This is a genomic window from Ramlibacter humi, assembly GCF_004681975.1.
GTDB classification, from domain to species: domain Bacteria; phylum Pseudomonadota; class Gammaproteobacteria; order Burkholderiales; family Burkholderiaceae_C; genus Ramlibacter; species Ramlibacter humi.
Genome location: NZ_SMLK01000001.1, coordinates 737,767 through 759,201, shown reverse-complemented (window position 1 = coordinate 759,201; position 21,435 = coordinate 737,767). Strand labels below are relative to the sequence as shown.

Genomic DNA, 21,435 nt, shown 5'->3' with positions numbered 1-21,435 from the left:
CTTAAGAGAGACCCGCCATGGCCTTCATCTACTACGTCACCCAGATCCAGTTCGACTTCGGCGCCGTCAAGCTGCTGCCGCAAGAGTGCAAGCGCGTGGGCATCACCCGCCCCCTTATCGTCACCGACCAGGGCGTGAAGGCCGCCGGCGTGCTGCAGAAAGCCATCGACGCGCTGGGCTCCATCCCGTACGCCGTGTTCGACCAGACGCCGTCCAACCCGACGGAAGCCGCGGTGCGCGCTGCCGTGCAGATATACAAGGACCAGAAGTGCGACGGCCTGATCGCCGTGGGCGGCGGCTCGGCCATCGACTGCGCCAAGGGTGTGGCCATCGCCGCGACGCACGAAGGCCCCCTCACCCACTACGCCACCATCGAAGGCGGCTCGCCGCGCATCACCGACAAGGCCGCGCCGCTGATCGCGGTGCCCACCACCAGCGGCACGGGCAGCGAAGTGGCGCGCGGCGCCATCATCATCGTCGACGACCACCGCAAGCTGGGCTTCCATTCCTGGAACCTGGTGCCGCGCACCGCCATCTGCGACCCCGAGCTGACGCTGGGCCTGCCGCCCAAGCTGACCGCCGCCACCGGCATGGACGCCATCGCGCACTGCATGGAGACGTTCATGTCGGCGGCGTTCAACCCGCCGGCCGACGGCATCGCGCTGGACGGGCTGGAGCGCGGCTGGGCCAACATCGAGCGCGCCACCAGGAACGGCAGCGACCGCGAGGCGCGCTCCAATCTCATGAGCGCGTCCATGCAGGGCGCGATGGCGTTCCAGAAGGGCCTGGGCTGCGTCCACTCCCTCAGCCACAGCCTGGGCGGCGTGAACCCGCAGCTGCACCACGGCACGCTCAACGCCATGTTCCTGCCGGCAGTGATCCGCTTCAATGGCGAAGCCGAGTCGGTGCGCAAGGACCACCGGCTGGAGCGCATGGCGCGCGTGATGGGCGCGGGCTCCGCTGCCGACCTGCCCGGCGTCATCCGCGACATGAACGCGCGCCTGGGGCTGCCCAAGGGCCTGGCCGAGATGGGCGTGCAACGCGACTGGTTCGGCAAGATCATCGAAGGCGCGCTCGCGGACCACTGCCACAAGACCAATCCGCGCCTGGCCAGCGCCGAGGACTACGAGCGCATGCTCGCCGAATCGATGTGAGTCAGAGGGCCTCGACCTGCGACAGGTCGGGCCTTCGCAGCCACTCGCCGAATTCGTCGGCCAGTTGCGCGCTGGCCGACACGGCCTGCGTCCACACCTTCACCCGGGCCTGCAGGTCCGTGCCATAGCGCGGGAAGTCGGTGCGGTCGGGCAACTTGCCGTTGGGCAGCGTTCGCACCCACGCCGGATCGGGCGCAACCACGATGGTGTTGGACAGGAACGGCGTAGCGCCGTGCCGCCACCGCCACGCCTTGTCCAGCCAGCCGGGGACGATGGCTTTCTGGAAGTGCGGGTACAGCACCAGTCCCTCGGGATGCCGGGCCGAATAGTTCAGGTGCAGGTGGTAGTCGGTGATGCCGCCGTCCCAGTACGCGCCGGGCGGCGCGCCGGGGATGTCGTGGATGGCCTGCAGCACGAAGGGGATGGAGCAACTGGCCTGCAGCGCGGGCTGGAAGTTCGCTTCCGTCAGGTGCACCTGGCGCGTGCGGAAGTCCTGGTCGTCGAAAGGCAGGCTCAGCGCTTCTGTTGCTCGCCCTGAAGAGAACACCACGCGTTCCAGCCACGCGCCCAGTGCCGGCCGGTACACACCGTTGGTGAGATAGGCGCCCAGGTAGCCCAGCGGCGTGCGCACGCGATGCTCGCGCGACAGCAGGTGCCGCCCGCGTGAAGTGACGATGTGCAGCCGGTAGCGGGGATGGTCCAGCACCTGCCGCACGCGGCCACCGTAGAAGGCCGAGAGGTTCTCCGCGAACCGCTCGCTCACGTGCCGAGCGGTGGGTGTCTTGCGGCCCGGCGGCAGCTCGTAGTCCTGCGCGATGTAGTCGCGTTCCAGGCGCTGGAACATCGCGACGGCGTCGTCGAGGCAAGCCGTGGCGAGGCGCCACGCACCGATGGACGCGCCGACCAGGTGCACCGGCTGCGACGACCGGGCCAGGAAGTCGCCGAACAGGAAGCGGTCCAGCGGGCCGAGGATCAGGCCTTTCGGCCCACCAGCCGCGCCCGGCACGACGCTGACGTCCTGCGGCCGCAGCCCGTGCTGCTCCAGGTGACGGCGCGCGCGCGGACCGGCGTAGAGGCGGAGCGCGCGCTGCACCATTGCCTTACTTGCGCTGTTGCTGCAGCTTGGCGAACGCGCCGGCCATCGCGGTGTTCAGCTGCGGGTTGGAAGGCGCGCGCTGGCCGCGGCCGGCGTTTTCGAACTTGTTGTCGCGCGGCCCGTCGCGGCGCGGAGCAGCTTTCGCATCCAGCTTCATCGTCAGGCTGATGCGCTTGCGGGCCACGTCGACCTCCAGCACCTTCACTTTCACGATGTCGCCGGCCTTCACGACCTCGCGCGCGTCGTTGACGAAGCGGTTGGACAGCTGGCTGACGTGCACCAGGCCGTCCTGGTGCACGCCCAGGTCGACGAAGGCGCCGAATTGCGCGACGTTGCTCACCGTGCCTTCCAGCACCATGTCCGGCCGCAGGTCGGCGATGTCTTCCACGCCGTCGTTGAAGCGCGCCACCTTGAAGTCCGGGCGCGGGTCGCGGCCGGGCTTTTCCAGCTCGCCCAGGATGTCGCGCACCGTGATGACGCCGACCTGCTCGTTGGCGAACAGCTCGGGCTTGAGCGTGCGCAGCATCTCGGCGCGTCCCATCAGCTCGGCCACCGGCTTGCCGGTCTTCTCGATCATCTTTTCCACCACCGGATAAGTCTCCGGGTGCACGCCCGTCATGTCCAGCGGGTTGTCGCCTTCGCGGATGCGCAGGAAGCCGGCGCTCTGCTCGAACGTCTTGGCACCCAGGCCGCTGACTTCCAGCAACTGCCGGCGGCTGCGGAAGGCACCGTTGGCTTCGCGCCAGCGCACCACGGCTTTCGCCACCGAGGACGACAGGCCGGACACGCGCGTGAGCAGCGGCACGCTGGCCGTGTTGAGGTCCACGCCCACCGAGTTCACGCAGTCCTCGACCACCGCGTCGAGCGAGCGCGCCAGCTCGGTCTGGTTGACGTCGTGCTGGTACTGGCCCACGCCGATGGACTTGGGATCGATCTTCACCAGTTCCGCCAGCGGGTCCTGCAGCCGCCGCGCGATGCTGGCCGCGCCGCGCAGGCTGACGTCCACGTCGGGCATCTCCTGCGACGCGAACTCGCTCGCCGAATACACCGAAGCGCCGGCCTCGCTGACCACCACGCGCTGCAGCCCTTCGAAGCGCTTGGCCAGGTCGGCCGCCAGCTTGTCGGTTTCGCGGCTGGCGGTGCCGTTGCCGATGGCCACCAGCTGCACGCCATGCTGCCGGCACAGCTTTTCCAGCGTGTGCAGCGAGCCTTCCCAGTCGCGGCGCGGCTCGTGCGGGTACACGGTGGACGTCGCCACCAGCTTGCCCGTCGCATCGACCACCGCCACTTTCACGCCGGTGCGGATGCCGGGGTCCAGCCCCATCACCACCTTCGGGCCGGCGGGCGCGGCCAGCAGCAGGTCGCGCACGTTGTCGGCGAACACCTTGATCGCCACCTTCTCCGCGTCCTCGCGCAGCCGCGCGAACAGGTCACGTTCCAGCGACAGCGACAGCTTCACGCGCCAGGTCCAGGCCACGCACTTGCGCAGCAGGTCGTCGGCCGGGCGCTTCGAATGGCTCCAGCCCAGCTGCACCGCGATGCGGCCTTCGGCGATGGAAGGCTGGCCCGGCTCCGGCTCCTGCGGCAGCGCCAGCTTGGCGTCCAGGATCTCCAGCTGCCGGCCGCGGAACACCGCCAGCGCGCGGTGCGAAGGCACGCGGCCGATCGGCTCGTCGTATTCGAAGTAGTCGCGGAACTTGGCGACGTCGGGGTGGTTCTCGTCCTTGCCGGCGGCGAGCTTGGAGCGGAACAGGCCTTCCTGCCACAGCCATTCGCGCAGGTTCTGCACGATGGCCGGATCTTCCGCCCAACGCTCGGACAGGATGTCGCGCACGCCGTCCAGCACAGCGGCCACGGTGGTGAAGTCTTCGCCGCCCTCGCCCTTCTCGGCCTTGACGAACGCTTGCGCCTGCGCGGCGGGGTCGAGCGTGGGGTCGCCGAACAGCTTGTCGGCCAGCGGCTCGATGCCGAATTCGCGCGCGATCTGGCCTTTGGTGCGGCGCTTCTGCTTGTACGGCAGGTACAGGTCTTCCAGTTCCTGCTTGGTCGGGGCCGCCTCGAACGCGGCGCGCAGCTCGGGCGTGAGCTTGCCCTGCTCCTCGACGCTGCGGATGACGGCGGTCCGCCGCTCTTCCAGTTCGCGCAGGTACCCCAGCCGGAATTGCAGCTCACGCAGCTGCACGTCGTCCAGGCCGCCGGTGGCTTCCTTGCGGTAGCGGGCGATGAAGGGCACCGTGGCGCCCCCGTCGAGCAGCTCGACCGCCGCCCTCACCTGCTGCTCGGCCACCTTGATTTCCGCCGCGATCTGCCGGGTGATCTTGTCCATCAAAACTGCTGTGCTTCAGAGGGAAAGCGCGCGAGTTTGCCATAGCGCACGCACAGCAATTGGCGGCGTGGGCTGACAGCGGAAGAACCTGACGTTTCCAAGAATCTTTCCAACATCCCCTTGCTTTTTCCGGAGAGTCGAACATGCGCGCACGAATGCTGATCCTGGTGCTCGCCATCCTGGTTGTCGCGGGCTTCGCGGCGCAGAACTGGGGCGAGATCAACCACACTTCGCTCCTGAACTTCGGCGTGGTGCAGGCCGAGGCGCCGCTCGGGCTGATCCTGCTGACGCTGCTGGGCCTCACCCTGCTGGTGTTCCTGGCCACCGCCGCCACCATGCGCACCCAGAGCCTGGTGGAATCGCGCCATCACGCGCGCGCGTTGAACGCGCAGCGCGATCTCGCCGAAAAGGCCGAGGCTTCGCGCTTCACCGACCTGCGCGGCCTGCTGGACGGCCACCTGCGCGAAATGCGCCAGCGCGAGTCCATCGGCCACACCGAGATGGAACGCACGATGGCGCAGCACCAGCGCGAGCTGCGCAACCAGCTGGAGCAGATGTACCACCTGCTCACCTCGCGCATCTCGGAAATGGAGCGGCGGCTGGATGGGCGTGGACCGGTGGCTGCGGTTGAACGCGAGCCGATGGCGACGCGGATCGAGCCGAGCACGGTGGACAGCCGACCGGTTCATGTGCCGCCGGGGCGGGAGAGGGTTTGATTCTTCGCGTTGACCGAAGCGCGTGGAACCAGTGTGCGGGTTCCAATGGCGTCATTCCCGCGAAGGCGGGAATCCATGGCGTCCGCATTCAACGGCCGCAGTGGAAGCCATGGATTCCCGCCTTCGCGGGAATGACGCCGTTGAGGGGCCGCGCGCTGCAGGTGAAATGTCTTCTTCGAACCCGCACGCTGGTCCCAGCGCGGCCTTCGCCGCCCACGCCGAAAAAACCTAGTCGAACAACCCCGGCCCATCCCCCAACACAGCCCGCTCGATCTCCAGAATCTTCAGCTTCGTCCGCACCCCACCATCGGCAGAAAACCCGCCACTCGCCCCATTCGCCGCGAGGATGCGATGACACGGGATCAGCGGCGCGAACGGGTTGTGCCCCAACGCCTGCCCCACGGCACGCGAAGCGCCGACATCCCCCAGCTCCCGCGCGAGCTCGCCATACGTCTTCACTTGACCCGGCGGAATCGCCCGCGCCGCTTCATAGACGCGCTGGTTGAACGGCGGCACGCCCTCGTAATCGAGCGGGACATCCGCCAGCGTGTCACGATCCCCCTCCAGCAACCGCTGCAACCGCGCGATCACCGCCTGCACGCCGGATGGCGGCGCATCGACAGGCACGTCCCCACTGCGCCGACGCAGTCGAGCCAGCGTGCGCGCATCGTCGCCATCGGGCAGCAGCACACCCTGGATCACGCCATCGGCCGTCCACGCGATGCCGCAGCGGCCGATGGCCGTGTCGAACAGGGAGCAACCGACCGCCGCGGCCATGGCTCAGGCCTGGCGCAGCGCGGCGCGAAGCTGCTGGCCCACTTCCGGCCGCTCCAGGAAGGGGTCCGGCGGATTGCGGATCTCGACGATCGCTTCCATGCGGCTCTTCACGTTGCCCAGCGCCTTGGGGTGGCTGAACACGTAGAACTGGTCGGCGGCGATGGCATCGAACACCTTCTGCGCGACTTCGGCCGCCGTCACCTTGCCCGAGCCCACGGCCTTGTCACTCATCGCCTGCCCGATCATCTGGCTCTTGGTTGGCTTCTCCGCCGCCAGCTCGCCGGGGCGATTGCGCTCGCTGCGATTGATGCCCGTCGGCACGAAATACGGGCACAGCACGCTGGCGCCGATCTGGTCGGTGACCAGGCGCAGGTCCTGGTACAGCGTCTCGGTGAGCGACACCACCGCGTGCTTGCTCACGTTGTAGATGCCCATGTTCGGCGGCGTCAGCAGGCCCGCCATGCTGGCCGTGTTGACGATGTGGCCCTGCCACTGCGGGTCGGCGTTGGCCGCTTCCAGCATCATGGGCGTGAACACGCGCACGCCGTGCACCACGCCCCAGACATTGACGCCCAGCACCCATTCCCAGTCGGCGATGCTGTTCTCCCACACCAGCCCGCCCGCGCCGACGCCGGCGTTGTTGAACACGAAGTTGGGCGCGCCGAAACGCTGCTTCACCGCGGCGGCCAGGGCCTCCATCTCGACGGCCTTGGACACGTCAACGCGTTGCGCCAGCACCTGCGCGCCGGCCTTCTCCATCTCGGCCTTCGCCTGGTCCAGCGCGTCCTGCTGCACGTCCACCAGCACCAGGTTCATGCCCAGGCGCGCGCCGATGCGCGCGCACTCCAGGCCGAAGCCCGAGCCCGCGCCGGTGAGAACGGCGGTCTTGCCCTTGAAGTCGGTGATCATGCGGATTCGGCCTTTCTCAATACGTACCCGATGCGGGGGAAATGGACGTGCACCGCGCCGGCGCGCGGGTCGGTGCGGCGCAGCGTGTAGTGGGTGCGGGTGGCGGCCATGAGCTCGCCTTCGGTGGCCTCGGGCCCGAAAGCTTCGGCCGCGATGGTCACCCGCGTGCCCAGCGGGATGCCGTGGTCGTCCTGGAAGGCGCTGTCCACCAGCAGGTTCTGGCCCGGCGGCTTGGGCTCGACCTTGGCGGCCATTTCGATGGCTTCGGCCGCCGACATCCTCTCGTGCAGGCCGTGGCCCAGCGCGTCCATGCGCTGCATCCACTCCAGCAGCGAGGGCGTCGGCTGCAGGATGCCGGCCATCGCGGGCGCGCGAACGCGCGTGAACCACAGGGGGTGGTAGGCGGCGAAGTCGGCGATGCAGGGCTCGGCGCCGAACAGGAAGTCGTGCTCGTCGGCCATGTTCGCGATGCGCCGCAAGTAAGAGCGATAAGCCGAGGTGGCGTCGCCCACGCGCAGCTGGGTCATGTTGGTCCGCATCGCCTTGCGGTCGGCGATGAACGCCTGGGCCTGCGCCTCGTCCGAGAACACCGTGCCGCCCGACTTCGGCTGGATGCTGTAGGTCATCGCGGCCCAGAACAGCGTGCTGTCGGCCCACTGCGAGAACACGCGCGCCACGCCTTTGAGGTGCGGCGGGTACAGCGTCGGCTCGGGCTTGACGTGTTCCAGGACATCGGCGATCAGGGCCGTGTCGCAGTAAACATCCGCACCAACCTGCAGGAAAGGTGTTCTTCGGTAACCGCCGGTGAGCGCCACCACGTCGGGCTTGGGCTGCACGGGCGGCACGCGCACCGATGACCAGGGCAACTGCTTGTACCCAAGGATGAGGCGCACCTTCTCGGAGAACGGGGACTCGGGGTAGTGATGAAGGATCAGGCCAGCGTCCATCCGCGTAATGTACGGCGGCCTACCTCTCCTTACAGCCGAGCTGTGTCGCGCACGTAGCCTTCGCCCTCCAAAAAGCGTTGACCGCCTGTCCGGCAGGCGACACGAGGAGGTTCCCTTGAAGCAGTTCCAGGCGCGCAAGCGCTTTTCGTCGATCTTTGCCCGTACGGCCGCCGTGGCCGCCGCCACCTTGCTGTTCGCGTGCGGCGGCGGCGGTGGAGGTGGCGACGGCAGCAGCGCCAGCGGCAGCAGCGTGCTGGGCCTTCCCGGCACCAGTGGCGGCAACGGCGGCACCGGCACGGTGGGCAGCCAGGGCAGCAGCTCCGCCGCCGCGCTGGCCGCGCGCATGGGCAAGCCGCAGCGCTTCCTGTCGGGACTCGGCACCGGCAATCCGACCGCCTCGATCCAGTCGCAGAACCTGCATCCCGACATCTACGACGCCTACCTCTCGGGCTTGGGGGGCGGTGCCTGGCAGGACTGGAACAGCCCCAGCGGCGCCTACGTCAACGTGCACGCGGCCAAGGCCGATGCGATGGGCGCGGTGCCGATGTTCACGCTGTACCAGATGGCGGCCAACGGCGATGGCAACCTGGCGGGCCTCACGGACGCCAGCTTCATGTCGCAGTACTGGGCCAACGTGCGCCTGATGTTCCAGCGCCTGGCCATCTACGACAAGCCGGCGTTCGTGGTGGTGGAGCCCGACTTCTGGGGCTACGTGCAGCTGGCCGCGCCCGGCGGCGACCCGCGCCAGATGGCCGCGCGTGTCACCGATAACGCCGACTGCGCCAACCAGCCCGACAACGTCACGGGCATCGCCGGCTGCATCGTGCAGATGGCGCGCCAGTACGCGCCCAAGGCGGCGATCGGCTTCATGCCTTCGCGCTGGGGCGCTTCCAGCGCCGCGCAGGTGGCCAGCTTCATGCGCGTGGTCGGTGCACAGAGCGCCGATTTCGTGGCGATGGAAACGCTGGACCGCGATGCCGGCTGCTTCGAAGCGCAGGCCGCGGGCTGCACGCGTTCCGGCAGCGGCTGGTATTGGGACGACAACGCCTTCCGCACCCACCTGGCCGACGCCAAGACGATGCATGACGTGGTGGGCCTGCCGCTGGTGTGGTGGCAGACGCCGATGGGCGTGCCTTCGGCCACGCCGGGCGGCAGCAACGGCCAATGGCGCGACAACCGCGTGCAGTACTTCCTGACGCATGCCGCCGACCTCGTGGCGGCGGGCGGCCTGGGCGCGGTGTTCAGCTGGGGCGCTTCGGGCCAGACCAGCATCGACACCGACGGCGGCCAGTACAAGCGGCTGTCAGAGGCCTATCTCGCCAGCCCCGCAGCGCTGCCCTGACCTTGGCGGTCAGCGCGGCATCGCGCGGGCGATGATGGCGTCAAAGTCCGTGCCGGCGCCCAGCGTGCCGAAAGCCTGGCCCCAGTCGCCGCCGATGCGCGACGCGCAGAACGCGGTGGCCACGGCCGGCGGCGCCGACTGAAGCAGCAGCGCCGCCTGCACGGCCAGGGCGACGTCCTGCGCCAGGCGGCGCGCCTCGGCTTCGGTGGCCATCTCTTCCACTCGCGTTGGCAGCGCCGCCACCAGCCGGTCCAGCGCGGGATGCGAGCCTTTCACCGGCGAGAGCTCGTGGGCCAGCGCCGCGGCCGCGTCGGCCTTTCGGATGGCGCGCAGCAGGTCCAGCGCCATGATGTTGCCGGCGCCTTCCCAGATCGAGTTGAGCGGCATCTCGCGGTAGATGCGCGCCATCACGCCTTCGCCGCCCTCTTCCACGTAGCCGTTGCCGCCCAGGCACTCCATCGCCTCCTGCGCGAAGGGGCTGCCGCGCTTGCAGATCCAGAACTTGGCCACCGGCGTGAGCAGGCGCGCCATCACGGCTTCGTGCCCGTCGCCGCGGCGGTCGAACGCGCGTGCCAGGCGGATGGCCAGCGCCGTGGCCGCCTCGCTTTCCAAAGCCAGGTCCGCCAGCACGTTGCGCATCAGCGGCTGCTCGATCAGCGTCTTGCCGAAAGCCTTGCGCTGCGAGGTGTGGTTCAGCGCCAGCGCCAGCGCCTGGCGCATCAGCCCGCTGGTGCCCAGCGCGCAGTCCAGGCGGGTCATGGTGCCCATCTCCAGGATCTGCGGCACGCCCCGGCCTTCCTCGCCCACCAGCCACGCGGTGGCGTTCTCGAATTCCACTTCGGAACTGGCGTTGGCGTGGTTGCCCAGCTTGTCTTTCAGGCGCTGGATGCGGATGGCGTTGAGCGATCCGTCGGGCAGCACGCGCGGCAGGAACAGGCACGACAACCCGGACGTGGTCTGCGCCAGGATGAGGAAGGCGTCGCACATCGGCGCCGAGAAGAACCACTTGTGGCCCGTGACGCGCAGCCGCTTGCCCCAGCTGTCCTCGCCGTCGGGTTCGGCGCGCGTGGTGTTGGCCCGCACGTCCGAGCCGCCCTGCTTCTCGGTCATGCCCATGCCCATGGTCACGCCGGGCTTCTCGCGCCACACGCGCAGCTGCGGGTCGTAGGCGCGGCTGGTGAGCTTGGTGCTCCAGTCGTGGTGGATGCCCGGGTTGCCGCGCAGCGCGGGCGTGACCGCGTAGGTCATGGAGATGGGGCACAACACGGAAGGCTCCAGCTCGGTGAAGAGCATGAAGCCGGCGGCGCGCAGCACGTGCGGCGATGCGCCCTCGCCCGCCCACGGCGTGCCGTGCAGGCCGGCTTCCACCGCCGCCTGCATCAGCGCGTGGTAGCTGGGATGGAACTCCACCTGGTCGACGCGGCGGCCGAAGCGGTCGTGCGTGTGCAGCTGCGGCTTGTGGATGTTGGCCAGCCGTGCGTGCTGCTGCATCTCCTGCATGCCCAGCTTCGCTCCCAGCGCGGCCAACGGCGCGGTGTCCAGCTGCGGCGCGTTGAACTTCAGCGCGTCACGCAGCGCGGCGTTGCCTGCGAACAGGTCGTAGCCGGCCAGCGGCGCCGGCTGGTTGAACACTTCATGCGTTTGCGGCACGACTGCTCCTCCTCGGTGCGAACACCCGGCGCCACGTCTCGGCGAAATCGCGGACCTCGGCGGATTGCAGCGCGCCCTTCTGCAGCAGCAGACGGTGGAGCGCGGGCAGGTGGTAGTGCGGCACCGCCGGGTACAGGTGATGCTCCACGTGGTAGTTCACGTGGTGCGGGAACAGGAACACACGCGCCAGCAGATTGCCGGCGCTACCGGTGGTGCGATTGGTGCGCGCGGCGGTGAGCGGCGAGCTCAGGTCTTCGGCCGCGCCGTGCTCGCAGATGGCGCGCAGCCGCAGGATGGGCTGCAGCACGGTGACCAGCGGCACCAGCCACAGCACTGCGTACAGCAGCAGGCCGTGCCATCCGCCTACGGCAAGAGCGATGAGAGGTGCAGCTGCGTGGAACGCGACGACCCACACGCGATCGGCCCGTGCCGCGGCGCGCAGCTCCGGCGAGGTGTCGTCCAGCGGGCGTATCTCGCGGTTGGTGTCGGCGTTGATCGCCGGCGCGCCGAAGAAATACGCGAACGTCTTCCAGGCATTCAGCCCCACCAGGTCGCGCGCCAGCTTGTTCAGCAGGTAGCCTTGCCCGCGCGGATAGCCGCCGTGGATGGCCGTATCCGGGTCTTCTTCGGTGTACAGGTTGTTGTGGTGCAGCCGGTGCGTGACGCGGTAGGTGCACATCGACAAGCCGCCCGACATGCCGAGCGCGCGACCCACCCAGTCGTTCGCCTCGCGGTTGGCGAACAGCCGGTAATGCGCGGCCTCGTGCGCCAGGATGAACAGGCCGTGCTGCGCGATGCCGATGGCGACGATGGACACCAGCAACCACGGGCTCGGCCACGTCAACACGGCCAATGCGATGGCGGCCGCGATCAGCCCCAGCGTCTGCGCGATGGCCAGCGAAGAGCGCCACGACGACAGCTGCGTCAGCGGCGCCAGCTCGGCCGGCGTGAGGATGCGGCGCGCCTCGGCGTTGCGGGCGCCGGGGCGCCGCAGGTCTTCGCGGAATTCCTCGCCGGCGCGCGCCTGCATGGCGTCAGACCAGCTTGACCAGCTGCTTGCCGAAGTTGCGGCCGCGCAGCAGGCCCATGAAGGCTTCGGGCGCCGATTCCAGCCCTTGCGCCACCGACTCGCGCGGCTTCAGCTCGCCGCTGCCCACCAGCTGGCCCAGTTCGGCCAGTGCCTCGGGCCACACCTCCATGTGCTCGCTGACGATGAAGCCTTCGATGCGCATGCGGTTGGTGAGGATCAGCTGCGGGTACTGCATCGGGATGGGCTTGCCGTCGTAGCCGGAGATCATCCCGCACATGGCGATGCGCGCGAACGAGTTGGCGCGCAGCAGCACCGCGTCCAGCACGATGCCGCCGACGTTCTCGAAGTAGCCGTCGACGCCGCCGGGGCAGGCTTCCTTCAGCGCCTGCGACAGCGACTGCGCGTCCTTGTGCTGCTTGTAGTCGATGCACGCGTCGAAGCCGAGCTCCTCGGTCACGTAGCGGCACTTCTCCGCGCCGCCCGCCACGCCCACGGCGCGCGCGCCGCGCTTCTTGGCCAGCACGCCAACCGCGCTGCCCACCGCGCCGCTGGCCGCGCTGACCACCACGGTCTGCCCCGCCTTGGGTTCGATGATCTTCACCAGCCCATACCAGGCGGTGACGCCGGGCATGCCCACCGCGCCCAGGTAGTGCGACAGCGGCACCTGCGATGTCGACACCTTGCGCAGCGCGCCCGGCTGGTTGCCGTCGACCACGCTGTATTCCTGCCAGCCGCCCATGCCCACCACCTTGTCGCCGGCAGCGTATTTGGGATTGCGGCTCTCGGCGACCTCGCCGACCGTGCCGCCGATCATCACCTGCCCCAGCGGCTGCGGCTGCGCGTAGCTCTTGCCCTCGTTCATGCGCCCGCGCATGTACGGGTCCAGGCTCAGGTAGTGGTGGCGCACCAGCACCTGGCCATCGGCCAGCGCGGGCGTGTCGGTGGTGAGCAGCTTGAAGTTGGCGGCGCTGGCCTCGCCCTGCGGGCGGCTGTCCAGCACGATCTGGCGGTTCTTCGGCATGGCTGTCTCCTGGTGTTCAGTCGGTCGAGATCACGTTCAGCTGCTTGGTGCCCTTGGGCCCGATGGGCAGCCGCGGCACGTACTTGAAGGTGCCGGTGGCATGGGCGCAGGCGCGGCCCTGCGCGTCGACGATGGTGGCTTCGGTGAACGCCATCGTGGCGGTGCGGTGCATCAGCCGCCCCCGCCCCTGCAGCAGGCCGCGGCAAGGCTGCATGAAGGTGGTCTTCATCTCGATGGTGACCACGCCCATTTCCTTTTCCAGGCTGCGCGCCGCCACCGCCATCGTCACGTCCATCAGCGTCATCACGGCGCCGCCGTGCGTCACGCTGAAGGAGTTGAGGTGCTCGGGCCGGGCTTCGTACTCGAGCGTCGATTCGCCGCCCTCCATCCGCAGCAGCCGGAACCCCAGGTGCTGCACGAAAGGGATGGCGACGCCGAAGGTGTGGTCGTCCATCAGCCCCCCGTCACCACGCTGACGCCGCCGTCCACCGCCAGCCACTGGCCGGTGATGTGCTTGCCGGCATCGGATGCGAAGAGCACGCAGGTGCCCTTCAGGTCTTCGTCGTCGCCCAGGCGGCGCAGCGGCGCATGCGAGGCGAGTTCGTCCTCGCCCAGGCGCTCCAGCGTGCCCTTGGTCATCTTGCTGGGAAAGAAGCCCGGGCAGATGGCGTTGACGGTGATGCCGTAGCGGCCCCACTCGCAGCCGAGCGCGCGGGTGAAGTTGATGACGGCGCCCTTGGACGTGTTGTAGGCCAGGGTCTGCATCTCCGGCGGATTGCCGCCCAGGCCGGCGATGGACGCGATGTTGATGATGCGGCCGTACCGGTTCGGGATCATCGACTTCTTCGCCAGGTGCTGGCTGAGGATGAAATAGCCGCGCACGTTCAGGTTCATCAGCTTGTCCCACGCTTCCACCGGGTGGTCCTCGGCGGGCGCGCCCCAGGCGGCGCCGGCGTTGTTCACCAGGATGTGGACGTCGCCCATGCGCTGCAGCGTCTCGTCCCCCAAGCGCCGAAGGTCTTCCTCTTTCGACGCGTCGGCCGCGATCCAGCGCGCGTCGATGCCGGCCGCCTGCAGTTCGGCCACGGCTTCCTCCAGGTCGCCCGCCTTGCGCGAAGTGAGCATGATGCGCGCCCCGGCCTCGCCCAGCGCATGCGCGAACTGCAGGCCCAGCCCGCGCGAACCGCCGGTGACCAGGGCCACCTTGCCGGTGAGGTCGAAGAGCTGGGGGACGGTGCGGGTCATGGCGGAAACGAAAAGCTGTGGAATCGCCAATCATGCCCAACTTCGCGGGCGGCGCCTGCTCCGCCAGTGACAGCTCAACGGGACGGTGGCGCGGGGCTGGCCGCGCTGCCGCCGCGCCACTCTTGCGACCGGCGGCGGTCAGGTCATTTGCGTGGTGGAGGCGAAAGCCGCGCGCGGATGACGATGAGCACGATGCCCGCCGCGATGGCCACGCCGCCGAGCACGCCCAGCGACCAGCCGGCCACCAGGTGCGCGCCATGCGTGGCAACGCCGAGGATCAGCGCGATGCAGCCAGCATAGACCAGGATCCAGACGAGCCGGTCCAGCCACGCCAGCGTGCGGGCCGAGGCCATGGTCAGAACGCCTCTTCGGGCGTTTCGGCGCAGGTGGGGTCGCGCGTTTCCACGACCTTCAGCCAGGCGCCGAGCTTGGGCAGCTCGTAGTGGAAGAAGTAGCGTGCGGCGTGCACGCGGCCGATGGATGCCGCGTCCTGCGCGCCCGCCGGCACGGCCAGCAGCACGTCCAGCCAGGTCCACCCCAGCACCATGTGGCCGAAGGCCTGCATGTACGGCACCGCGTTGGCCAGCGCGGCCGTGGGCTCGCCGGTGGCCCAGGCCGCCTTGGTGGCCGCGCCCACATGCTGCAGCGCCTTGGCCAGCGCGTTCGCGTGCCCGGCGAGTTCAGGCCGCTGCATGGCGCGTTCGATGGTGCCGTTGACACGGCCGGCCAGCAGCTGCAGGCCCTTGCCGCCTTCCATCACCACCTTGCGGCCCAGCAGATCCGTCGCCTGGATGCCGTGCGTGCCTTCGTGAATCATGTTCAAACGCTGGTCGCGCCAGTACTGCTCCACCGGGAAGTCGCGCGTGTAGCCGTAGCCGCCGTGGATCTGGATGGCCAGCGAATTCGCTTCCAGGCAGTTCTCGCTCGGCCAGCTCTTGGCGATGGGCGTCAGCACCTCGAGCAGCAATCGCGCTTCATCGGCGTCTTCCGGCGTGCCGGTGTGCTGCTCGTCGACCAGGCGCGCGCAGTACAGCATGAGCGCGAGCGAGCCTTCGCAATACGACTTCTGCGCCAGCAGCATGCGCTTGACGTCGGCGTGTTCGATGATGCGCACCTGCGGCTGCGCGGCGTCCTTGCCCGCAGGTCCCAGCGGGCGCCCCTGCGGCCGGCTCTTCGCGTAGTCCAGCGACGCGTAGTAACCCGCCAGGCCCAGCGCGGTGGCGGCCATGCCGATGCCGATGCGCGCCTCGTTCATCATGTGGAACATGCAGCGCAGGCCTTCGCCCGGCTTGCCCACCAGGTAGCCGATGGCGCCGGCCTTCCCCTGCGGCTGGAACTTGCCTTCGCCGAAATTCAGCAGCGTGTTGGTGGTGCCGCGCCAGCCCAGCTTGTGGTTCAGGCCGGCCAGCGCCACGTCGTTGCGCTCGCCGGTCAGTTGCCCGTCGATGCCCACCAGCTTCTTGGGCACGATGAACAGCGAGATGCCGCGCGTGCCCGGCACCGTCCTGCCGTCCGGCCCCGGGATCTTGGCCAGCACCAGGTGGACGATGTTCTCGGTGAGCTCGTGTTCGCCCGCCGAGATCCACATCTTGTTGCCCTTGAGGCGGTAGCGCGGGCCCAGCGGATCGGCCTGGTAGTTGTCGCCGTCCGGTATCGCGCGCGTCGCGACATCGGAGAGCGACGAGCCTGCCTGCGGCTCCGACAGGCACATCGTCCCGGAGAAGCGGCCGTTGAACTCGTTCAGCGCGAAAACCTGCTTCTGCAGATTCGTGCCGTGCGCCATCAGCAGGTTGGCGTTGCCGATGGTGAGCAGCCCGCCGCCGATGCTGACCGAGGCCACGCCGAAGAACGAGCCGGCCGCCGCTTCCACCGTGTACGGCAGCTGCATGCCGCCGACGTCGTAGTCCTGCGCCGCGGTGAGCATGCCGGACCCGGCATACGCCTGCCACGCCGCCTTGGTGGCTTCGGGCAGCACGACGCGCAGGCTGCCGTCGGCATCAATCACCGTGCGCGGCTCCTCCGTGTCGACCAGCCGGTTGAACGGGGCGTACTTCTCGCGCGCGATGCGTTCGCAGGTGTCGAGCACCGCGTCGAACGTTTCGCGCGAGTGGTCGGAAAAGCGGGTGCGCTCATTCAGCTGCGCGACCTTCAGCCAGTCGTGCAGCAGGAAGTCGAGGGTGGAGCGGAGGGAGGACATGAAAATTCGGAATCGGACTCCCTTACGCGGAGCACACAGAGGAAACGCAGAGTTCGCAGAGGGAAACCTTGAAGATTTCTTCTGGCTTCTCTGCGTCCTCCGCGCTTGCTCTGCGCCCTCTGCGTAAGGGTGTCCGTATTTACAGAACTTCGAACACGCCCGCGGCGCCCATGCCGCCGCCGATGCACATCGTCACGACGACGCGCTTGGCGCCGCGGCGCTTGCCTTCGATCAGGGCGTGGCCCGTCAGGCGCTGGCCCGACACGCCGTACGGGTGGCCCACGGCGATGGCGCCGCCGTTGACGTTCAGGCGGTCGGCCGGGATGCCCAGCTTGTCGCGGCAGTACAGCACCTGCACGGCGAAGGCCTCGTTCAGTTCCCACAGGTCGATGTCGCCCACCTTCAGGCCCAGCTTGTTCAGCACCTTGGGCACGGCGAACACGGGGCCGATGCCCATCTCGTCGGGCTCGCAGCCGGCGACCGCGAAGCCGAGGAAGCGGCCCATGGGCTTGAGGCCCTTCTTCGACGCGTACTCCTCGCTCACCACCACGCACGCACCCGCGCCGTCGGAGAACTGGCTGGCGTTGCCGGCCGTGATCAGGCCGCCGGGCAGCGCGGGCTTGATGCCGGAGATGCCTTCCTTGGTGGTGCCCGCGCGCAGGCCTTCGTCGGCGCTGACGGTGACTTCCTTGGTGCGCAGGCCCATCACGGGGTCGGCCACGCCGGCCTTCACGGTGATGGGCGCGATCTCGTCGTTGAACTTGCCGGCTTCCTGCGCGGCGCAGGCCTTCTGCTGGCTGGCGGCGCCGTATTCGTCCATGCGGTCGCGGCCGATGTTGTAGCGCTTGGCCACCTGCTCGGCGGTCTGCAGCATGGACCAGTAGATCTCGGGCTTCTTCTTGTCCAGGTCCAGGTCGCGCAGCATGTGCTGGTTCATCTCCTGCTGCACGCACGAGATGCTTTCCACGCCGCCGGCCACGTACACGTCGCCCTCGCCCGCGATGACGCGCTGCGACGCCATGGCGATGGTCTGCAGGCCGCTGGAGCAGAAGCGGTTGACGGTGGCGCCCGACACGGTGATGGGCAGGTCGGCCATCAGCGCGATCTGGCGCGCGATGTTGGCGCCGGTGGCGCCTTCGGGGTTGGCGCAGCCCATCAGCACGTCCTCGATGGCGCCGGGGTCGATGCCCGCGCGCTGCACGGCGTGCCTGACCGCATGGCCGCCCAGGGTGGCGCCGTGCGTCATGTTGAACGCACCCTTCCAGCTCTTGGTGAGGGGCGTGCGGGCAGTGGAGACGATGACGGCGTTGGTCATGGTGGGCCTTTCAGGGATGAAGCGGTTCAGGGTTGCGGCGCGTTGAGGTTGCGCAGCAGCAGGTGGTAGAAGCGGACGAGTTCGGCCAGGTTGGCCGTGGAAATGCGTTCGTTGGTGCCGTGCAGCCGCGGCAGGTCCTCGGCCTTGGCGCGCACCGGCGAGAAGCGGTAGATGCTGTCGGCGATCGGCACGAAGTGCTGCGAATCGGAGCCGGCGACGTAGAGCGCGGGCGCCACCAGCGTGCCGGGGAACAGCGAGCGCAGCGTGCGCTCCAGCGTGCGGTACGAAGCGGTCTGGGTGGACGTGATCGGCGTGGGATCGGTGCTGTCGCCGATGGACTTCACGTCCACGCCGGGGCCCACGCGGTCGCGCACGTGCTGCAGCACCGTCTCGCGCGTGTCGCCCGGCAGGATGCGGAAATCCAGCGTGGCCTGGGCCTGGCCCGGCACCACGTTGAACTTGTTGCCGGCGCTGAGCATCGTCAGCGCGGTGGTGGTGCGGAGCATGGCGCTGGTGCTGGGCACCTTGGCCAGTTGCGCTTCCACCAGCGGGCGGAACAGCCACAGGTTGGACAGCACCACGCGCTGGGCACCGCCCATCTCGGGCGCGAGCGTCTCGAACAGTTCGCGCGCGACGCCTTGCAGGCGCGGCGTGAACTGGTCCTGGTCCAGCCGCTGCAGCGCGGCGGACAGCTTGGCGATGGCGCTGGTACCCGCGGGCGGCGGCATCGAGCCATGGCCGGGCGCGGCCCTGGCGGTGAGCTGCACGGTGATGTAGCCCTTCTCCGCCACGCCGATCAGCGCCGTCGGCGCGCCGATGCCGGGCACCAGGCCCTCAGTGAGCACCAGGCCCTCGTCGATGACGAAATCCAGGCGCACGCCGCGTTGCTTCAGCAGCGCCACGGCCTGCGCCGCGCCGCGCATGCCGCCCAGTTCCTCGTCGGCGCCGGAAACGATGTAGACCGTCTGCCGCGGCTGGAAGCCTTCGGCCAGCAGGCGCTCCACCGCTTCCAGTTCCGCGACCAGGTTGCCCTTGTCGTCCCAGGTGCCGCGGCCCCAGACGTAGCCGTCCTGAATGACGCCGCCGAACGGCGGTTGTTGCCATTGCGATTCGGTGCCGGGCGCGATGGGCACCACGTCCTGGTGCGCCATCAGCGCGACCGGCTTGGCCGAAGCGTCGGTGCCGCGCCACGTGTACAGCAGGCCGAAGTCGCCCAGCATCTCGCGCTGCAGGCGCGCATGCACCAGCGGAAAACGCGCGGCCAGCTCGGCGTGCAGCTTGCGGAATTCGCCGGCGTTGGCCTGCGGATCTTCCGGGACCGTGACGGTGCGCAGGCGCACCAGCGCGGCCAGCTTGTCGGCCACGGCCTTCTCGTCCACCGCCAGCGGCGGCGCGGGCGGCACGTCCAGCTGGCGCGAGCCGTGGCGCAGCGTGTTGACGGCCACCGCGGCCGCGAACAGCGCGACAGCCGCTACAACCGCGATGACGATTCTTCGGAGCATGCTTGATGACGAATGACTTCGCTGCGCTCAATGACAAATGACGGGCCGCCGTGTCATGTAGGCGAAGCCGCGTCATTCGTCATTTGTCATCCATTGAACCCCTTCCCTTCGGCGACCAGCTTCTTGATCAGCGGCGCCGGCTCCCAGAACTTCGCGTCGTCGCGCGGGTTCTGCTGGAAGCGCTTCATCGCCTGCATGACGTTGAACAGGCCCACCTGGTCGGCGTACAGCATCGGGCCACCGCGGTGGATGGGGAAGCCGTAGCCGGTGAGGTACACCATGTCGATGTCGCTGGCGCGCTGGGCGATGCCCTCTTCCAGAATGTGCGCGGCTTCGTTGACGAGCGCGAACACCAGGCGCTGGACGATTTCCTCGTCGCTGATCTTGCGCGGCTCGATGCCCGCTTCCTTGCGGTGGGCGGCGATCATGTCCTCGACCAGCTTGGACGGGATGGCGTCGCGCTTGCCTTCCCGGTAGTCGTACCAGCCGGCGCCGGTCTTCTGGCCGAAGCGGCCCAGCTCGCACAGCTTGTCGGCGGTGCGGCTGTACTTCATGTCGGCGCGCTCGGTGGCGCGGCGCTTGCGGATCGCCCAGCCGATGTCGTTGCCGGCCAGGTCGCCCATGCGGAACGGGCCCATGGCGAAGCCGAACTTCTCGATCGCCCTGTCCACCTGCTGCGGCGTGGCGCCCTCGTCCAGCAGAAAGCCGGCCTGGCGGCTGTACTGCTCGATCATGCGGTTGCCGATGAAGCCGTCGCAGACGCCGGACACCACGGCCGTCTTCCTGATCTTCTTGGCGGCGTCCATCACCGTGGCGAGCACGTCCTTGGCCGTCTTCTCGCCGCGCACCACTTCCAGCAGCTTCATCACGTTGGCCGGGCTGAAGAAGTGCAGGCCGACCACGTCCTGAGGCCGCTTGGTGAACGACGCGATCTTGTTGACGTCCAGGGTGGAGGTGTTGGAAGCCAGGATCGCCCCCTGCTTCATCACACCGTCCAGCGTCTCGAACACCTTCTGCTTGACGCCCATCTCCTCGAACACCGCCTCGATCACCAGGTCGGTGTCCTTCAGGTCGTCGTAGCTGAGCGTGGTCTTCAGCAGTGACATGCGCTGCTCGTACTTGTCCTGCTTGAGCTTGCCCTTCTTGACCTGGGCTTCGTAGTTCTTGCGGATGGTGGCGACGCCGCGGTCCAGCGCTTCCTGCTTCATCTCCAGCAGGGTCACCGGGATGCCGGCGTTCAGGAAGTTCATCGAGATGCCGCCGCCCATGGTGCCGGCGCCGATGACGCCCACGCGCTCGATCTTGCGCTTGGGAGTGTCCTCGGGGACGTCGCCGATCTTGGACGCGGCACGCTCGGCCATGAAGATGTGGCGCAGCGCGCGGCTCTCCGGCGTGAACATCAGGTTGGTGAAGATCTCGCGCTCGGCCGCCATGCCGTCGTCGAACTTCTTCTTGGTGGCGATCTCCACGGCGTCGACGCACTTGGCCGGCGCGGGGAAGTTCTTCGCCATGCCCTTGACCATGTTGCGCGCGAACTGGAAGTACGCGTCGCCCTGCGGGTGCTTGCAAGGCAGGTCGCGCACGCGCGGCAGCGGGCGCGTGCCGGCCACCGAGCGGGCGAAGGCAATGGCCTCTTCCAGCAGCGATTCGGGCGACGACGCCATCTTGTCGAACAGCTTCTGGCCGGGCAGTTGCGCCAGCAGCTCGCTCTTGACCGGCTCGCCGGACACGATCATGTTCAGCGCGGTTTCCACGCCCAGCACGCGCGGCAGGCGCTGCGTGCCGCCGGCACCGGGGATCAGGCCCAGCTTCACTTCGGGCAGCGCCACGTTGGCGCCGGGCGCGGCGATGCGGTAGTGGCAGCCCAGCGCCAGTTCCAGGCCGCCGCCCATCGCGACGGAATGGATCGCGGCGACCACCGGCTTGGCCGAGTTCTCGCACGCCAGGATCAGCGACAGCAGGTTGGGTTCGGCGATCGCCTTGGGCGAGCCGAACTCCTTGATGTCGGCGCCGCCGGAGAACGCCTTGCCGGCGCCGGTGACGACGATCGCCTTGACGGCCGGATCGGCATTGGCCTTCTCGAGGCCGGACGCGATGCCCTGCCGGTTGGCCAGGCCCAGCCCGTTGACGGGCGGGTTGTTCATCGTGATCACGGCGACGTCGCCGTGCACCTTGTATTCAGCCGTCATGTGCGGTGCTCCTGGAGGG

17 protein-coding genes and 1 pseudogene are annotated in these 21,435 nt (G+C 68.7%); 3 read left to right on the top strand and 15 right to left on the bottom strand.

Annotated features, from left to right (window positions below; translation table 11 throughout):
- Nucleotides 1-17 precede the first annotated feature (17 nt).
- Nucleotides 18-1,154, top strand: a complete 1,137-nt coding sequence (gene gbd, locus EZ216_RS03435) for a 4-hydroxybutyrate dehydrogenase (protein WP_135248164.1) — start codon at nt 18-20, stop codon at nt 1,152-1,154.
- Nucleotide 1,155: 1 nt separating this feature from the next.
- On the opposite strand, the gene EZ216_RS03430 is transcribed toward gbd, so the two are convergent.
- Entirely contained in the window at nt 1,156-2,247 is a 1,092-nt protein-coding gene (locus EZ216_RS03430) for a patatin-like phospholipase family protein (protein ID WP_239024261.1), read from the bottom strand.
- A 7-nt stretch (nt 2,248-2,254) separates the two neighbouring features.
- Nucleotides 2,255-4,576, bottom strand: a complete 2,322-nt coding sequence (locus EZ216_RS03425) for a Tex family protein (protein ID WP_135248162.1) — start codon at nt 4,574-4,576, stop codon at nt 2,255-2,257.
- Nucleotides 4,577-4,719: 143 nt separating this feature from the next.
- On the opposite strand from EZ216_RS03425, the gene EZ216_RS03420 reads away from it, so the two are divergent.
- Entirely contained in the window at nt 4,720-5,292 is a 573-nt protein-coding gene (locus EZ216_RS03420; protein WP_135248161.1) for a hypothetical protein, read from the top strand.
- A gap of 228 nt (nt 5,293-5,520) precedes the next feature.
- Here the strand turns inward: EZ216_RS03420 and EZ216_RS03415 are convergent, their stop codons facing one another.
- From EZ216_RS03415 to EZ216_RS03405, 3 genes are read right to left on the bottom strand one after another with little or no spacing between them, the layout of a single operon-like run.
- A complete protein-coding gene (locus EZ216_RS03415; RefSeq protein ID WP_135248160.1) occupies nt 5,521-6,069 on the bottom strand; it encodes a methylated-DNA--[protein]-cysteine S-methyltransferase in 549 nt (182 codons plus the stop codon).
- A gap of 3 nt (nt 6,070-6,072) precedes the next feature.
- A complete protein-coding gene (locus EZ216_RS03410) occupies nt 6,073-6,978 on the bottom strand; it encodes an SDR family oxidoreductase (protein WP_135248159.1) in 906 nt (301 codons plus the stop codon).
- A complete protein-coding gene (locus tag EZ216_RS03405; protein WP_135248158.1) occupies nt 6,975-7,925 on the bottom strand; it encodes a glutathione S-transferase family protein in 951 nt (316 codons plus the stop codon). The genes EZ216_RS03410 and EZ216_RS03405 overlap by 4 nt, the downstream gene beginning before the upstream one ends.
- 115 nt (nt 7,926-8,040) lie before the next feature.
- On the opposite strand from EZ216_RS03405, the gene EZ216_RS03400 reads away from it, so the two are divergent.
- Nucleotides 8,041-9,267, top strand: a complete 1,227-nt coding sequence (locus EZ216_RS03400) for a hypothetical protein (RefSeq protein WP_239024260.1) — start codon at nt 8,041-8,043, stop codon at nt 9,265-9,267.
- Between the two features lie 9 nt (nt 9,268-9,276).
- Here the strand turns inward: EZ216_RS03400 and EZ216_RS03395 are convergent, their stop codons facing one another.
- The 10 genes and pseudogenes from EZ216_RS03395 to EZ216_RS03350 all read right to left on the bottom strand — a co-directional run bounded on the left by EZ216_RS03395 (nt 9,277) and on the right by EZ216_RS03350 (nt 21,416).
- A complete protein-coding gene (locus tag EZ216_RS03395; RefSeq protein ID WP_135248157.1) occupies nt 9,277-10,917 on the bottom strand; it encodes an isovaleryl-CoA dehydrogenase in 1,641 nt (546 codons plus the stop codon).
- Nucleotides 10,901-11,947, bottom strand: coding sequence for a fatty acid desaturase family protein (locus EZ216_RS03390; RefSeq protein WP_135248156.1), 1,047 nt, complete (start codon nt 11,945-11,947; stop codon nt 10,901-10,903). Before EZ216_RS03390 ends, EZ216_RS03395 begins: the two co-directional genes overlap by 17 nt.
- 4 nt (nt 11,948-11,951) lie before the next feature.
- Nucleotides 11,952-12,968 (bottom strand): NADP-dependent oxidoreductase, encoded by a 1,017-nt coding sequence (locus tag EZ216_RS03385; RefSeq protein WP_135248155.1) that lies wholly within the window; start codon nt 12,966-12,968, stop codon nt 11,952-11,954.
- A gap of 16 nt (nt 12,969-12,984) precedes the next feature.
- Nucleotides 12,985-13,422: a PaaI family thioesterase gene (locus tag EZ216_RS03380; RefSeq protein ID WP_135248154.1), complete on the bottom strand. Its 438-nt coding sequence runs from the start codon at nt 13,420-13,422 to the stop codon at nt 12,985-12,987.
- The gene (locus EZ216_RS03375) at nt 13,422-14,213 is read right to left on the bottom strand and encodes an SDR family oxidoreductase (protein ID WP_135248153.1); all 792 of its coding nucleotides are present in this window, start codon (nt 14,211-14,213) and stop codon (nt 13,422-13,424) included. Before EZ216_RS03375 ends, EZ216_RS03380 begins: the two co-directional genes overlap by 1 nt.
- Nucleotides 14,214-14,356: 143 nt before the next feature.
- Nucleotides 14,357-14,566, bottom strand: coding sequence for a hypothetical protein (locus EZ216_RS03370; protein ID WP_135248152.1), 210 nt, complete (start codon nt 14,564-14,566; stop codon nt 14,357-14,359).
- 2 nt (nt 14,567-14,568) lie between these two features.
- A complete protein-coding gene (locus EZ216_RS03365) occupies nt 14,569-16,410 on the bottom strand; it encodes an acyl-CoA dehydrogenase family protein (protein WP_135248151.1) in 1,842 nt (613 codons plus the stop codon).
- Nucleotides 16,411-16,549: 139 nt separating this feature from the next.
- Nucleotides 16,550-17,725, bottom strand: coding sequence for an acetyl-CoA C-acyltransferase (locus tag EZ216_RS03360; protein WP_135248150.1), 1,176 nt, complete (start codon nt 17,723-17,725; stop codon nt 16,550-16,552).
- A 26-nt stretch (nt 17,726-17,751) separates the two neighbouring features.
- A pseudogene (locus tag EZ216_RS03355) lies at nt 17,752-19,248 on the bottom strand (M20 family peptidase); the annotation flags it as partial.
- 65 nt (nt 19,249-19,313) lie between these two features.
- Nucleotides 19,314-21,416 carry a 3-hydroxyacyl-CoA dehydrogenase NAD-binding domain-containing protein gene (locus EZ216_RS03350; protein ID WP_135248148.1) on the bottom strand — a complete coding sequence of 701 codons (2,103 nt, stop codon included), beginning with the start codon at nt 21,414-21,416 and terminating at the stop codon, nt 19,314-19,316.
- Nucleotides 21,417-21,435: the final 19 nt, after the last annotated feature.

Bases quoted from the DNA above. Each gene is read 5' to 3' on its own strand.
- EZ216_RS03405 (WP_135248158.1), bottom strand. From the start codon at position 7,925: ATGGACGCTGGCCTGATCCTTCATCACTACCCCGAGTCCCCGTTCTCC.
- EZ216_RS03365 (WP_135248151.1), bottom strand. From the start codon at position 16,410: ATGTCCTCCCTCCGCTCCACCCTCGACTTCCTGCTGCACGACTGGCTG.
- EZ216_RS03350 (WP_135248148.1), bottom strand. From the start codon at position 21,416: ATGACGGCTGAATACAAGGTGCACGGCGACGTCGCCGTGATCACGATG.
- EZ216_RS03415 (WP_135248160.1), bottom strand. From the start codon at position 6,069: ATGGCCGCGGCGGTCGGTTGCTCCCTGTTCGACACGGCCATCGGCCGC.
- EZ216_RS03420 (WP_135248161.1), top strand. From the start codon at position 4,720: ATGCGCGCACGAATGCTGATCCTGGTGCTCGCCATCCTGGTTGTCGCG.
- EZ216_RS03380 (WP_135248154.1), bottom strand. From the start codon at position 13,422: ATGGACGACCACACCTTCGGCGTCGCCATCCCTTTCGTGCAGCACCTG.
- EZ216_RS03375 (WP_135248153.1), bottom strand. From the start codon at position 14,213: ATGACCCGCACCGTCCCCCAGCTCTTCGACCTCACCGGCAAGGTGGCC.
- EZ216_RS03410 (WP_135248159.1), bottom strand. From the start codon at position 6,978: ATGATCACCGACTTCAAGGGCAAGACCGCCGTTCTCACCGGCGCGGGC.
- EZ216_RS03425 (WP_135248162.1), bottom strand. From the start codon at position 4,576: ATGGACAAGATCACCCGGCAGATCGCGGCGGAAATCAAGGTGGCCGAG.
- gbd (WP_135248164.1), top strand. From the start codon at position 18: ATGGCCTTCATCTACTACGTCACCCAGATCCAGTTCGACTTCGGCGCC.
- EZ216_RS03360 (WP_135248150.1), bottom strand. From the start codon at position 17,725: ATGACCAACGCCGTCATCGTCTCCACTGCCCGCACGCCCCTCACCAAG.
- EZ216_RS03390 (WP_135248156.1), bottom strand. From the start codon at position 11,947: ATGCAGGCGCGCGCCGGCGAGGAATTCCGCGAAGACCTGCGGCGCCCC.
- EZ216_RS03370 (WP_135248152.1), bottom strand. From the start codon at position 14,566: ATGGCCTCGGCCCGCACGCTGGCGTGGCTGGACCGGCTCGTCTGGATC.
- EZ216_RS03385 (WP_135248155.1), bottom strand. From the start codon at position 12,968: ATGCCGAAGAACCGCCAGATCGTGCTGGACAGCCGCCCGCAGGGCGAG.